This window comes from Pseudomonas sp. FW300-N2F2, assembly GCF_017351655.1.
GTDB classification, from domain to species: domain Bacteria; phylum Pseudomonadota; class Gammaproteobacteria; order Pseudomonadales; family Pseudomonadaceae; genus Aquipseudomonas; species Aquipseudomonas fluorescens_AA.
In genome coordinates, this window is the sequence record NZ_JACNDQ010000003.1 from 198,879 (window position 1) to 212,095 (window position 13,217).

The following is a 13,217-nucleotide window of genomic DNA, read 5'->3' on the forward strand; positions in this document are numbered from 1 at the left end:
AGCATAGCTTGTCGGCATGGCGGGAGCGGCGCAAGCGAATATCCCCAGGACACACTCTCCCCATGCATTGCCTCAGGAGTGCTGTGCATATTTTTGAACAGAGGGGTTGCTTATCCTCCGGCTCAGTGGCGAGATAGGCATCCAAACAAAACCACTTCAGGGGTCCTTGTATGCCACTCGCTACGTTGGTTCACCGTGCCAGTTTGCCAAGCCCACAGATCAGCGCCGAGCAAGCGCTGGTGCTGTTGCGCTCGAATTACGGACTCAGTGGCGACCTGCGACCCCTTGGCAGCAACCAGGACCTCAACTACCGCGTTGACAGCGAGCGCGGGCGCTTTGTGTTGAAAATTTGCCACGGCGACTACGCTGTCCCGGAAATACAGGCCCAACACGCAGCCCTCAAACAGTTGGCCGGACACGACGCGGTGAAAGTCCCGCGGGTGATTTGCGCCAGCAATGGGCTGGACCTGCTGACATTGGACGTCGACGGCCAAGCGATTCACTTGCGCCTGCTGGAGTACATCGACGGCCAGTCCCTCACGCAACTCAAGCACCTGACGCCCGAGCTTGTAACGGGCCTGGGCCGCCTGTGCGCGGAAATGGACCTGGCCCTGGCGACATTCGACCACCCGGGCCTGGAGCGCACCCTGCAATGGGATGCGCGCCATGCCCCGGCCCTGGTCGAGTACCTGTTGCCTGTCATCGAGGATGAACAACGGCGCCATCTGGTCGCCGAGGTCGCGCAACAGGCCGAGCGGCGCTTGCAACCGCTCAAGGCCAGCTTGCCGGTGCAGGCGATCCACATGGACATCACCGATGACAACGTGGTCTGGCAGCGCGATGCCCAGCGCCAGTGGCAATTGCAGGGCGTCATCGATTTCGGCGACCTGGTCCGTACCTGGCGCATCACTGACTTGTCGGTGACGTGCGCGGCCCTGCTGCATCACGCCGACGGCGATCCGTTCTTCATCTTGCCGGCGATCAAGGCCTACCACGCAGTCAACCCCTTGCAGCACCAGGAGCTGTTGGCGCTGTGGCCACTGATCGTGGCGCGCGCCGCGGTGCTGGTGCTCAGCGGTGAACAGCAGGTTTCCATCGACCCGGACAACCAATACAGCCGCGACAACCTGGCCCATGAGTGGGAGATTTTCCGAGTGGCTCACTCGGTGCCCTTCGAACTGATGGAAGCGGCGATTCTCACCGCCGTCGGCCACAGCCTGCCGGCCATTGCCAGCGAGGGCTTTGCGCCGCTGTTGCCGACCCTGGTGGGGCGTGAGTTCGCCCTGATCGACCTGGGTGTGCTGAGCCCGCATTTCGAGGCCGGCAATTGGGAGCAGCCGGGTATCGACCAGCGCCTGCTGGACGAAGCCGCCGGGCTTCACGGCCTGGCCGCCAGCCGCTACGGGCAGTACCGTTTGTCTCGCACCCGGCCGGACAGCGCCGTGGAACCCGACACTTATCCGTTGCACGTGGCGTTGAGTGTGCCCCAGGGCACGCCGCTCGAATCACCGTTCGCCGGGGTTGTGCACAAGGCCGCCGACGGCATGTTGCAACTGGACAGTGCGCAGTTGAGCGTGCGCTTGTGGGGCGTGACTTCGCCGCTGCATTCCGGGGCGGCGCTGGTCAAGGGGCAGGTGCTGGGTGAAGTGACAGGGCCGTTGCAGGTCCAGTTGTGCCGGGGCGCCCAGGTGAATCCGCCGCTGTTCTGCACGCCCTCCAGGGCCCTGGCCTGGCAGGCGCTTTGCCCTTCGCCGGCGGTGCTGCTGGGGCTGGCCTGCGATGCCGAGCCGCAGGTTGATCCCGAGGCGTTGCTGGCTCGCCGCGATGCGAGCTTCGCCCGTTCGCAGAAACATTATTACGTCGATCCGCCGCGCATCGAGCGTGGCTGGCGCAACCACCTGATCGACATGCAGGGCCGCTCGTATCTGGACATGCTCAACAACGTCGCCGTGCTGGGCCACGGCCATCCACGCATGGCGGCGGTGGCTGCCCGGCAATGGTCGCTGCTCAATACCAACTCGCGTTTCCACTACGCGGCGATCGCCGAGTTTTCCGAACGCCTGCTGGCGCTGTCGCCGTCGAACATGGACCGGGTGTTCCTGGTCAACAGCGGCACCGAGGCCAATGACCTGGCGATCCGCCTGGCCTGGGCCTACAGCGGCGGACGGGACATGCTCAGTGTGCTGGAGGCCTATCACGGCTGGTCGGTGGCCGCCGATGCGGTATCGACGTCCATCGCCGATAACCCCCAGGCCCTGAGCAGCCGCCCGGACTGGGTGCACCCGGTGACTGCCCCGAACACCTATCGTGGCGAGTTTCGCGGTCCCGACAGTGCGCCGGACTACGTGCGCAGCGTCGAGCACAACCTGGCGAAAATTGCCGAGAGCAAGCGTCAGCTCGCCGGTTTCATCTGTGAACCGGTGTACGGCAACGCCGGTGGGATAGCACTGCCGCCCGGTTACCTGAAGCAGGTCTATGCGATGGTGCGCGAGCGCGGTGGGGTCTGTATCGCCGACGAGGTGCAGGTCGGTTACGGACGCATGGGCGAGTTTTTCTGGGGCTTCGAAGAGCAAGGCGTGGTGCCGGACATCATCACCATGGCCAAGGGCATGGGCAACGGCCAGCCGCTGGGTGCGGTCATCACCCGCCGGGAAATCGCCGAGGCGCTGGAAGCCGAGGGGTACTTCTTCTCCTCGGCCGGTGGCAGCCCGGTCAGTTGCCAGATCGGCATGGCGGTGCTGGATGTCATGGAAGAAGACAACCTCTGGGAAAACGCACGGGTGGTTGGCGGGCACTTCAAGGCTCGATTGGAGGCCTTGATCGACCAGTATCCATTGGTCGGTGCGGTGCATGGTTCCGGGTTCTACCTGGGCGTGGAACTGATCCGTGATCGCGAGACCCTGGAGCCGGCTACTGAAGAGACCATGGCGCTGTGCAATCGCCTGCGGGAGTTGGGGATCTTCATGCAACCGACTGGCGATTATCTGAACATCCTCAAGATCAAGCCACCGATGGTGACCACGCGTCAGAGCGTGGATTTCTTTGTCGATATGCTGGCGAAGGTATTGGACGAGGGGCTGTAATCGATCTGGAACGCCAAGCTGTTCTCCTGTGGGAGCGAGCTTGCTCGCGATGACGGTGTCCAAGCCAGTATTAATGTGGCTGAACGACCGCTATCGCGAGCGAGCTCGCTCCCACAGGGTTTGGCGCACCTTTTTAAATCGATTTTTGTCGGTGTTTTTCGCTTTTTTTTGATGGTGTTTAGTTTTTGTGGCTTTATTAGTCGATATTTATCGTTTATAAAGTTGCCACTGCCCATCGCCCAGGAGATGACCCATGACAACGTTGCACAGCACTCCGCGCGCGGATGGTTTCCACATGCCTGCCGAATGGGCGACCCAGACCCAGGTCTGGATGATCTGGCCCGAGCGTCCGGACAACTGGCGCCTGGGCGGCAAGCCCGCGCAGGCCGCCCACGTGGCGGTCGCCAAGGCCATCGCCCGTTTTGAACCGGTGACCGTGGCGGTGTCCGCGGCCCAGTACGAAAATGCCCGGGCGCGCCTCGATGTACCGAATATCCGCCTGGTGGAAATGTCCAGCGACGATGCCTGGGTCCGCGATACCGGCCCTACGTTCGTGATCAATGACAGCGGGGAAGTGCGCGGTGTCGATTGGGATTTCAACGCCTGGGGCGGTTTTGACGGTGGCCTGTATGCGCCCTGGAACCGGGATTCGCAAGTGGCCAGCAAGGTCCTCGAGATCGAGCGCAGCCCGCGTTATCGCACCGAAGGTTTTGTGCTCGAGGGCGGGTCGATCCATGTGGATGGCGAAGGCACCGTGATCACCACCGAGGAATGCCTGCTCAACCGCAATCGCAACCCGCACATGAGTCGTGAGCAGATCGAGGCGGTGCTCAGCGCGCAATTGGCGGTGGACAAGGTCATCTGGCTGCCGGACGGTCTGTTCAATGACGAAACCGACGGCCATGTGGATAACTTCTGCTGCTACGTGCGTCCGGGCGAAGTCCTGCTTGCCTGGACCGACGACCCGCAAAACCCGAACTACACCCGCTGCCATGCGGCGATGGATGTGCTGCAAAACAGCACTGACGCCAAGGGACGCTCGTTCACAGTGCACAAAATGCCGATTCCGGGGCCGATGTATGCCACCGAAGAGGAATGCGCGGGCGTGGATGCGGTGGAAGGTTCCCAGGAGCGCAACCCAACCGTGCGACTGGCCGGCTCCTATGTGAACTTCCTGATCGTCAACGGCGGCATCATCGCGCCCAGCTTTGACGACCCGCTGGACGCACCGGCCAGGGATATCCTGCAGAACCTGTTCCCGCAGCACGAAGTGGTCATGGTGCCCGGACGCGAACTGTTACTGGGCGGCGGGAACATTCATTGCCTTACCCAACAGCAACCCGCGCCATACGTAAAATGAGTGGCGATGTAACAGCCTGCTGATAGCGCCTGCGCCGGCCCTGAGTCGGCGATTTTGGATCCATCCCGGCAAGCCCGCGGCCCGATTGGGCCGTGGGTTTTTTTGTATCTGTTCATGGGTGGGCGTGGATACATTGGCATAGCTCTTGTATCGGATACGCGGCAGTTCCGGGGAATGGAGCTGAGTTGTTTTGTCATAAACCTTGGATAAATTAGCCGCTCATCAACCAGGAGAGGGCGCTGGAATGAATATGACAAGCGAGCGCACATGCCATCCCTTGGCCGTCAATGGTGAGTCGCTTCAAGCCTTGGCGCAGTGGTTGAAGTCCAACGGAACGCGTCAGATCAGAGAACCTGATCCGCGCCGGGTGATCGTTGAGCGTTACCCCGCTGGCCTGTTCAGCGAGGCTGAGTTGGAAGCGTTGTGGGATGTGATGCAAGGATAGAATTCGACGGATTGATAAAAAGCGCTGGCCGGGATGGCAGCGCTTTTTTTGTGCCCGCTGGTTTTCGAACTCACACAAAATCCCTGTGGGAGCGAGCTTGCTCGCGATAGCGGTGGATCAATAACACGGCTGTTGACTGACACACAGCCATCGCGAGCAAGCTCGCTCCCACAGGGGGGGCTGGGCAAGCCCGAGGCCTTCGTCCCATGGCTCAAGCAAACCCTGCCGTAGCAGGCCTTTGCGCCATCAGCGACTTGCGGTTTGGATGGCTGTTCGTTCTGATCGATTCTTAGATGTTTTTCGCCCAATCACAGACGATTCACGAAATTGACACACTGTTGAGGGCGCGACTAGGATTCGCCCTACGCCCGTGGCTGACAGCCATGACTCTTAAATAATAAAAAGGCCCGACACGATCAAACGTGGGCGGGCCTTTTCATTATTTTCAGGAGCAAGAGTCCGAAAAAGAGCGCAGAAAGCGCCATTTCGGCTGCTCGCCGCGGTGCGTATCAACCCGTACAAGGAAAATAATCATGTTGAACAAGCGCATTAGTTTGATCGCACTGGGGATCTTGAGCACGACACACGCCATGGCCAACGACCAGGCGGAGTCAAAGGGGTTCGTTGAAGACAGCAGCTTGAAAGTGCTGTTGCGCAACGCTTATATCAACCGCGACTACAAAGACGGCAACGAGGACAAGGCCGAATGGGGCCAGGCGGCCATCGGTACGTTCTCGTCCGGTTTCACCCAAGGCACGGTGGGCGTGGGTGTAGATGCCTTCGGCCTGTACGCATTGCGTCTGGACGGCGGCAAAGGTCGTAGCGGTGCGCAAGGCATCGATTTCTTCAAGCAAGGTGACAGCGGCAACGCGGCCGATGACTTGTCCAAGTTCGGTGCCGCGGTCAAGTTCCGCGTTTCCAACACCGTACTGGCCTACGGTGACCAGATGCCGGCCCTGCCGGTGCTGAGCTATGACAACTCGCGCCTGCTGCCGGAAAGCTACACCGGCACGCTGATCACCTCCAAGGAGATCAAGGGCCTGGAACTGAATGCCGGTCGTTTCACCGCCGAATCGCGCAAGAGCGCCGAAGGCCGCGACAGCGGTGGCCTGAAGTCGATCAACGTATTGGGCGGCAGCTACCAGTTCACCGAGCAGTTCAAGGCTTCGCTCTACGCCTCGGATGTCGAGGACGTATTGAAGAAGCAATACGTGAACGCCAACTACGTGTTCCCGCTGGCCAAGGATCAGTCCCTGACCCTGGACTTCAACGGTTATCGCACCAAGCTGGACAACAGCTACGTTCGCGAAAACAACGTCACCGGCGACGACAACAAGATCTGGAGCCTGGCCGCCACCTTCGCCACCGGCCCGCACAGCTTCACGCTCGCTCACCAGCGCAGCACCGGCGACAGCAACCTGGGCTACGCCTACGGTGGCTATCAGCGCGGGCAGAATCGTGTGGGTGACGGCGGCAACACGATCTACCTGGCCAACTCCTACTGGTCCGACTTCAACGCCGAGGATGAGCGCAGCTGGCAGTTGGGCTACGGCCTGGACTTCACCACCTTCGGCGTTCCGGGCCTGACCTACAACGTCGCTTATGTGCGTGGCGATAACATCACCACGTCCACCAGCGAAGGCGGTACCGAGCGCGAGATCTTCAACCAGTTCAAGTACGTGGTCCAGGGCGGCCCGGCCAAGGACTTGAGCGTCAGGTTGCGCAGCTCCGTGTTGCGGGTGTCGCAGAAGTCCAGCGAATACAACGTCAGCGGCAATGAGCTGCGGGTGTTCGTGGATTACCCGATCAACGTCTTCTGATGCCTGACCGGGTCACGAGCTTGTAAAACCGTGGCGAGGGAGCGAGCTCCCTCGCCACAACCGATTCATACCTGCCTGAAGTGAATAGCGTTGCGACGCCAAACTCGGGTTCTTTTGGCTTTTCGCGCAAGAAAAGCTACTGAAACAGCCTGTTTTCCCGAGAAAAAGTCGTACTAATGCAACTTCGCCCTCCGTTTCAAGCGTCGCTTGAAATGCCTCAAATACTTTCTCATGGACGTAAATCCTGCACCTACTAGATTAGGCCGCTCAATGCAGTGGAGACCTATGAAAAATGATCGTTCTGAACAGGGAAGTGGGCGAAGCGCTGAGACGTGACAAATACGTCAACGTTCGCGGTGGAGACTTCAACCTCTACGGTCATTTCGGCGATTTTGTCCGGCTGACCAAAAGCTGGGAAAACATGGAGCCCGACAGTTATTACGGCCAGGCCGAGTCAGGCATGCGTTTTCGCCGCTACAGCGACTTCGAATACAACCCCACGACCCGAGAGCTCAAGCAGCTCGAACACCGGGCCTACGTTCAGTCCAAGGCCAACAACAGCTATGTCGGCGGACTGGAGCGTCACTTCCAGGACTTCTCCAACGAAGTGATCAATTCGCCGGTGATGCGCAGCCTGATCGATACGGACTTCGAGGTGTACAAGAACGTCCTGCCCCAGGACTTGCACGATCAAATCTGGCAGTGCCAGATCCATCAGATCCGCATCGAGATCAAGCCGGGCAAACAACTGGAAATCACCCCTGAAGGGATTCACTGCGACGGCTATCCGTTCAGCGGCGTGCACTTCTGGGGTCGCCAGAATGTGGCGGGGGCGGAGAGCCGTTTGTACAGCGCCCAGGAAGAGCAACTGGCGGCGACGACCTACGAGGACATCCTCGACACCACGTTCTTCCTGGACCGCGACATGCGCCATTACGTGACCCCGGCGCGCAACACCCATAGCCATGACATGGCCTACCGGCAGATCCTGGCCATTTCCTTCTCGCGGCCCGGGACCGCTTTCGACATTGTTCGCTGAACGGCTCGAACCCATGGACGACCCGACGCAGCAAGTCCTGTTGCGCCGGGCCATGGTCCGGGACGCCGAGCGACTGGAGCGGTTCTTTCGCGGTTTCGACGAAGTGTCGTTCTGCGAATGGCAGGATGCCCGATTCTTGCGCGGTGTGTTGTTGCAGGACACCACCACCGCGTACCTGGCCATCGATGCGAGCGGCGAAGTGGTGGGCGCGGTGATCGGCGGCATGCTCGGCACCCGTGGCACGATCAATCACTTGGCGGTCAGCCCGCAGCATCGCACCAAAGGCCTGGGCCAGCGCCTGGTCGAGGCCGCCTCGGCTGACATGAAGCGGGTAGGCGTGCTGCGCATGTTCCTTTTCGTCGACGATGCTAATCTGGCCGGCAAGCGTTTCTGGGCCGCCCAGGGGTTCTGTGAGCCTCGGGGTGAAATCACCTTCGAGAGGGATTTATGAACAAGACTTCCAGCCAGCCGCTGGCGGTCGAACCACAAGCCTCGCGTACCTTTGCTGAAGCCAGTCCGGTGGTAGCGGGTTATTTCACGGTTTCGTTTGTGTTCGGTCTGATGGCGGTCAACGCCGGGCTGCCCCTGTGGTTGCCGGTGGCGATGTGCCTGTTCGTCTACGCGGGGGCTTCGCAATTCGCGGCGCTGGCGTTGATTTCCAGCGGTGCGTCACTGACCACCATCGTGCTCACCACGTTCCTGATCAATGCCCGGCACATGCTGATGTCGGTCTACATGGCCAAGGCCCTGCGTGCGCTGGGCCTCAGTCGTTTCGAGCGCTGGTGCTACGCGGCAGGTTTGACGGACGAGTCATTCGCTTTCCACAGCGTCAAGCTCGGCAGCGGGGCGCCGGTGAGCGTGCGCTACCTGGTCGGTTTCAACCTGTTCTGCCATACGTCCTGGGTGCTCGGTGGCTTGCTGGGCGCGGTGTGTGCGCAATACGCGGCGCACCTCATCAAGTACCAGCTCGACTATGCGCTGACCGCGATGATGCTCTATGTGCTGGTTTCGTTGTGCGACACCCGCAACAAACTGATCGCGGCCCTGGCGGCCGTCGTCTGCATGGGCGGGCTGAGCCTGCTGGGCAGCTCGCCGTTCAATGTCTTCATTGCCACGTTCGTTGGCTGCGGGGTGGGCGTATGCCTGACCAAACGTTCCTGATCCTGGTCGTGGTCCTGATGATGGCCGTGACCTTCCTGCCACGTGCCCTGCCGTTGCAGGTCAATACCGACCACTGGCCGCCCTTCGTCGCCCGTGCCCTGGAATACCTGCCAGTGGCGATCGTCGCTGCCATCAGCCTGACCCCATTATTGATCAAGGACCAGCAGATACAACTCGACCGCCCTGAGTTTTATGCCGCGATTCCGACGCTGTTATGTGCGTATTTCAGCCGCAACCTGTTTCTCAGTGTGGCGCTGGGCACGGCGGCGTATATCGCGCTCGGTTCGTTCCTGTAGCGTCAGGTCCACCACATCGTGCAGCGCCTGGCCAGACAACTCCGGATTGTTCACCGCCAGACGGACCTCGAGGAAATCCTCGAAGTCCGGAAAAATCGCCAGGCCGTTGCGCAGCGCCGCCTCCCGGGACACCAGCCCCAGGCCATCGAGCTGCGTGATCAACGACAATGTCAGCGTCTCACTGCAGGAATACACCATGCGCTGGCTCGACCCGTATTCACCCAGGCCAGCGTCGAGAAAGCGCAGGAAGCTGTGGGAATACGGACATTCTTCTGCCGGACGCACCTGAAACTTGTCACCGAGCAGGCCAAGGGAGTCGTCTTCGTCACCACAATGGGCACCGACCACCTGCACCTGCACATCCGGCATGGCGATGCTGGTAAAACCGCCCTGTTGCTGCCCAATCAGGATCGCCAGGTCAAAATCTTCGTTCCTGAGCTTGCTCAGGTTCTCCATCGACTCGGCGTAGCTGAATTCCAATTGATACTGGGGGAACACAGCGATCAATCGATCGATCATCCGTCGGTTGAACTCCGCCGGCAGGGTGGTATTGAGCGCCACTCTGAGCGTGCGCTGTCGCGGTGTCTTGAGTGCCGCGACTTTTTCTTCCAATTGCCGGGTGGCAATCAGCACCTGATCCATGAAAGGGGTCAGTTCCGAGCCCTGGCTCGTCAACGTCAGGCCCTTGTTCGAGCGCCGGAACAACCGGAAGCCGAACTGTTCCTCGACCTTGTTCAACTGCGCCGCCAACGCCTGCACCGTGAGGCACGAATGCTCGGCCGCTGCCGACAACGAGCCAGTCTGCACGATACGCATGAGGTTGCGTAGGGTTCTGCTATCCATGAGGTAATGCCCTCTGCTTAAGTGGGCTCGCTATTGTTGTGCACCTGGGCCGGCCAAGTGGCCATGCCGGCTATCATCATGCACCTTGCCACGCTTGTCGCGATTTTGTGCCGAAAAGCGCCGGGAGGCGATGGTTGGAGCTTATGCGGGATTTGCGGATTTTGCCCAGTGGATGCTGGCCAAGACCCATTAGTGAGAACCTGGTTGCGTTTGTTGGCCTGGAAAGCCATGCCGAATGGGTTCAAATAGAGTGTCGCTGGAGTCCACTTGCGAATAAAAACTTAAAAATAATCCATATGTGTACTATCCTCTAAGCACCACCCCGCTAAAAAGGAGCCAAAGCCATGGCGACTTCCTCCATCACCCTCAACGCGCAGCAACAATTGGACTCCCCGGATGCGGGTCGAGTCGCGTTGAAGTTTTTCTTCAACCTCATGGCGCTCTGGGGTTGCAGCGTCGAGCAGCAGCGCACCTTGTTGGGCAAGGTGGGCAACACGACCTTCTACAAATACAAACAGTTGCCGGAGAACGTGAGGCTGCCTCGCGATACGCTGGAGCGCATTTCCTACCTCATGGGTATCCACAAGGCGCTGAGCATTATCTTCAGCAATAGCCGGGACCGTGCCTATCAGTGGGTCAGCAGCCCGAATACCGCGGCACCGTTCAACGGCCAGTCGGCGCTGTCCTACATGTTGACCGGGCGGGTGGTGGACATCGCCGATGTGCGCCGATACCTCGACGGAGTGCGCGGTTAATGATGCCACCACTGGCGGACCCGCAATGGAAACGGGCCTATCGGATCGTCAACAGCAGCTTCCCTCCGATTTCGCTGTTTGAAGACGTACTCGACCCGGAAGACCTGCCCACGGCCTACGCCCTGGAAGCGCTGACCAACGATCGGCTGATGGAACAGGCCGGCGTGCTGTCCCGGGTCCGTCCCGAGGACCGTGTTTCCGGGCCCGGCTCCTCGCCGGTGATGGCGGCGTTTACCCACATTGGCAAAAGCAGCCGCTTCAGCGACGGCACCTTCGGTGTCTACTACGCCGCCAGCAGCCAGGAAGCCGCCATCGCCGAGACCTGCTACCACCAGGCGCGATTCCTCGGGGCGACCAATGAGCCAGACCTGGAGTTGACCATGCGCACTTACGTCAACAAGGTCGTCAAACCCCTGCACGACATTCGCCACGACTACCCTCACCTCCACAACCCAGACCCTACGGCCTACGGCCCATCCCAGGTGTTCGCCCGGCAGCTGCGGGAAACCTTGTCTTGGGGGTTGCTGTACAACAGCGTCCGCCTGCCCGGCCACGAATGCGTGGCCGCGTTTCGCCCGCCGGCGGTTTCGATTCCGGTGCAAGGCAAGCATATTCGGTACGTCTGGAGTGCCCAGAAGCGGGAGATTTCGTTTGTGTTCGAGGTGAGCGAGGTTTGAAAAGGGCTGCCAGGCAGCCCAGCGGGAGCAAGCTCCCTCGCCACGGGTATCCGATCAAATCTTGAACTGCTGCACCGAAGCCTGCATCGATCCCGCCGCATCGTTCAATTGATCCGCTGTTTGCGTCAGGTTGTGAATCGAACGGGTGTTCTCGCGGGACTGCTCGGCAATCGACTCCACCCGCTGGGCCATTTCATCACTGGCTTTGGATTGCTCGGCAATGGTCTGGGAAATTTCCTCCACCACTTCGGCCGCATGCCGGGCACCGGTGCGGATTTCGCTGATTGATACTCCGGCCTGCTGGGCCAGGTTGACGCCTTCGTCCACGCGGCTGACACACGCCTGCATGTTCGCTACCGCATCCCGTGCGCTGGACTGGATGCGCTCGATCATCGCGGTGATTTCCTGGGTGGACTGGGTGGTGCGCGCCGCCAGGTTGCGTACTTCGTCGGCCACCACCGCAAAACCACGGCCCGCTTCACCGGCGCGGGCGGCTTCGATGGCGGCGTTGAGCGCCAGCAAATTGGTCTGTTCGGCGATGCTCTTGATCACCTGGATGATGGAATGAATGTCTTCGGACGAGGCGTCCAGCGCGGTGATCTTGCTGGAAGACTGGTTGACCACCTCGGCGATCCGGTTCATGCCTTCCACCACCCCGAGAATCACCTGGCCGCCGCTGCTCGCCAATTGTTCGGACTGCGCCGAAATCGTCCGGGCGCTATCGGCGTGCTGATGGATCTGGCTGATGTTCGCCATCATCTGCTCCATGCTCGCCGCCATGCTGGTCGCGCTCTGGGCCTGCTGGTCGGCACTGGAGACAATCTGCCGCGCCGTATCGCCCAGGTTCCGGGACGTGCCATGCAACTCATCGCTCTGGCCGCGGATCGTGGCGATCATCTGCCGCAGATTGGTCTGCATCTGCTCGATCACGCCTTGCAGCTGGCCCAGCTCATCCTTGCTTTGCGTGCCCATGGAGCGCTGCAGATCCCCTTGGGAAATCGCCTGGGTATTGAGGATGATCTTGTTCAGCGGCGTAAGCACCGCCTTGAGCAGGCTCCACGACAACAGCGCCAGCGCCACGCAGGTGGCCAGCAACGTCACGATCAGCCAACGCTCCGAGCTCTGAATGCTGCCGTCCTGATGCTCGCGGGATGACTGCGCCTGGTTCTCGATCAGTTCACTCACTGCCTCGTTGCGCTCCTCCAACGCCGAAAACGCCCCGTCGAACTCCGCCCGCAACGCCTGGCCATCCTGGGCACCGCTCAGTGCCTTGCTGATTATTTGCTTGGCTTTATCAATGTAGGTCTCCACCTGTGGCTTGAGCTCGACAATCGCCTTGGCGACATCCCCCGGCAACTTCGCCTCGGCATTTTCGGCAATGACCTTGCGCATCCGCTGCGTATGCTCATCGAACGCCTCAAGCACCTCCTTCGTCCCCTGGGCATCCCCCGGCTTGACCAGCAGAGCGGCGAGTACGTCGGCACGAATGGCGTCGTGCATCATGTCCGCCTCCATGTGCTTGCGCATGGCGGAAATGCTGGTCTCGTTCTGCACCAGAGCCTCGGTCATGGAGTGATAACCCCACAACCCGATACCGCCGAGCAGCAACGCAAAAGAAAGACTGACCAACCCCGAGCCTATGACCTTGGTGCGGATCTTCATCGCTTACTGCTCCTGGAGCGGGGGAATTCTGGAAAAGTGTAGTCGAGCGCGAGCAGAGCCTTGCGGTATTCCATGC

12 protein-coding genes are annotated in these 13,217 nt (G+C 60.5%); 10 read left to right on the top strand and 2 right to left on the bottom strand.

Features of this window, described 5'->3' with window-relative positions:
- Positions 1 to 170: 170 nt before the first annotated feature.
- From J4E63_RS21750 to J4E63_RS21785, 8 genes are all read left to right on the top strand, one after another.
- Positions 171 to 3,083, top strand: coding sequence for an aminotransferase (locus tag J4E63_RS21750; RefSeq protein ID WP_207283336.1), 2,913 nt, complete (start codon positions 171 to 173; stop codon positions 3,081 to 3,083).
- A gap of 253 nt (positions 3,084 to 3,336) precedes the next feature.
- Positions 3,337 to 4,443: an agmatine deiminase gene (gene aguA / locus J4E63_RS21755; protein WP_207283337.1), complete on the top strand. Its 1,107-nt coding sequence runs from the start codon at positions 3,337 to 3,339 to the stop codon at positions 4,441 to 4,443.
- A 244-nt stretch (positions 4,444 to 4,687) separates the two neighbouring features.
- Positions 4,688 to 4,888 carry a hypothetical protein gene (locus J4E63_RS21760; RefSeq protein WP_092169148.1) on the top strand — a complete coding sequence of 67 codons (201 nt, stop codon included), beginning with the start codon at positions 4,688 to 4,690 and terminating at the stop codon, positions 4,886 to 4,888.
- 533 nt (positions 4,889 to 5,421) lie between these two features.
- Complete coding sequence (locus J4E63_RS21765; protein WP_109751952.1) at positions 5,422 to 6,708, top strand: OprD family porin; 1,287 nt, start codon at positions 5,422 to 5,424, stop codon at positions 6,706 to 6,708.
- A gap of 292 nt (positions 6,709 to 7,000) precedes the next feature.
- Positions 7,001 to 7,747, top strand: a complete 747-nt coding sequence (locus J4E63_RS21770) for a 2OG-Fe dioxygenase family protein (protein ID WP_207283338.1) — start codon at positions 7,001 to 7,003, stop codon at positions 7,745 to 7,747.
- 13 nt (positions 7,748 to 7,760) lie between these two features.
- On the top strand, positions 7,761 to 8,198 hold the full coding sequence (locus tag J4E63_RS21775) for a GNAT family N-acetyltransferase (RefSeq protein ID WP_207283339.1): 438 nt from the start codon (positions 7,761 to 7,763) through the stop codon (positions 8,196 to 8,198).
- Entirely contained in the window at positions 8,195 to 8,908 is a 714-nt protein-coding gene (locus J4E63_RS21780) for an AzlC family ABC transporter permease (protein ID WP_053117411.1), read from the top strand. The genes J4E63_RS21775 and J4E63_RS21780 overlap by 4 nt, the downstream gene beginning before the upstream one ends.
- A complete protein-coding gene (locus J4E63_RS21785; RefSeq protein WP_060739643.1) occupies positions 8,887 to 9,204 on the top strand; it encodes an AzlD domain-containing protein in 318 nt (105 codons plus the stop codon). The genes J4E63_RS21780 and J4E63_RS21785 overlap by 22 nt, the downstream gene beginning before the upstream one ends.
- Here the strand turns inward: J4E63_RS21785 and J4E63_RS21790 are convergent.
- Positions 9,121 to 10,047 carry a LysR family transcriptional regulator gene (locus tag J4E63_RS21790; RefSeq protein WP_207283340.1) on the bottom strand — a complete coding sequence of 309 codons (927 nt, stop codon included), beginning with the start codon at positions 10,045 to 10,047 and terminating at the stop codon, positions 9,121 to 9,123. The two genes, J4E63_RS21785 and J4E63_RS21790, sit on opposite strands and share 84 nt — an antisense overlap.
- 344 nt (positions 10,048 to 10,391) lie before the next feature.
- Between J4E63_RS21790 and J4E63_RS21795 the strand changes: the two genes are divergently transcribed.
- The gene (locus J4E63_RS21795) at positions 10,392 to 10,802 is read left to right on the top strand and encodes an MbcA/ParS/Xre antitoxin family protein (protein ID WP_060739641.1); all 411 of its coding nucleotides are present in this window, start codon (positions 10,392 to 10,394) and stop codon (positions 10,800 to 10,802) included.
- Positions 10,802 to 11,479: an RES family NAD+ phosphorylase gene (locus tag J4E63_RS21800; protein ID WP_060739640.1), complete on the top strand. Its 678-nt coding sequence runs from the start codon at positions 10,802 to 10,804 to the stop codon at positions 11,477 to 11,479. The genes J4E63_RS21795 and J4E63_RS21800 overlap by 1 nt, the downstream gene beginning before the upstream one ends.
- Before the next feature lie 54 nt (positions 11,480 to 11,533).
- Here J4E63_RS21800 and J4E63_RS21805 read toward each other — a convergent pair whose 3' ends face one another.
- Complete coding sequence (locus tag J4E63_RS21805) at positions 11,534 to 13,141, bottom strand: methyl-accepting chemotaxis protein (protein ID WP_207283341.1); 1,608 nt, start codon at positions 13,139 to 13,141, stop codon at positions 11,534 to 11,536.
- Between the last annotated feature and the right edge of the window lie 76 nt (positions 13,142 to 13,217).

What these genes read in the sequence shown, in the direction of transcription:
- J4E63_RS21765 (WP_109751952.1), top strand. Translation starts at nt 5,422, where the DNA reads ATGTTGAACAAGCGCATTAGTTTGATCGCACTGGGGATCTTGAGCACG.
- J4E63_RS21780 (WP_053117411.1), top strand. Translation starts at nt 8,195, where the DNA reads ATGAACAAGACTTCCAGCCAGCCGCTGGCGGTCGAACCACAAGCCTCG.
- J4E63_RS21750 (WP_207283336.1), top strand. Translation starts at nt 171, where the DNA reads ATGCCACTCGCTACGTTGGTTCACCGTGCCAGTTTGCCAAGCCCACAG.
- J4E63_RS21770 (WP_207283338.1), top strand. Translation starts at nt 7,001, where the DNA reads ATGATCGTTCTGAACAGGGAAGTGGGCGAAGCGCTGAGACGTGACAAA.
- J4E63_RS21795 (WP_060739641.1), top strand. Translation starts at nt 10,392, where the DNA reads ATGGCGACTTCCTCCATCACCCTCAACGCGCAGCAACAATTGGACTCC.
- J4E63_RS21785 (WP_060739643.1), top strand. Translation starts at nt 8,887, where the DNA reads ATGCCTGACCAAACGTTCCTGATCCTGGTCGTGGTCCTGATGATGGCC.
- J4E63_RS21790 (WP_207283340.1), bottom strand. Translation starts at nt 10,047, where the DNA reads ATGGATAGCAGAACCCTACGCAACCTCATGCGTATCGTGCAGACTGGC.
- J4E63_RS21800 (WP_060739640.1), top strand. Translation starts at nt 10,802, where the DNA reads ATGATGCCACCACTGGCGGACCCGCAATGGAAACGGGCCTATCGGATC.
- J4E63_RS21805 (WP_207283341.1), bottom strand. Translation starts at nt 13,141, where the DNA reads ATGAAGATCCGCACCAAGGTCATAGGCTCGGGGTTGGTCAGTCTTTCT.
- J4E63_RS21775 (WP_207283339.1), top strand. Translation starts at nt 7,761, where the DNA reads ATGGACGACCCGACGCAGCAAGTCCTGTTGCGCCGGGCCATGGTCCGG.
- J4E63_RS21760 (WP_092169148.1), top strand. Translation starts at nt 4,688, where the DNA reads ATGAATATGACAAGCGAGCGCACATGCCATCCCTTGGCCGTCAATGGT.
- aguA (WP_207283337.1), top strand. Translation starts at nt 3,337, where the DNA reads ATGACAACGTTGCACAGCACTCCGCGCGCGGATGGTTTCCACATGCCT.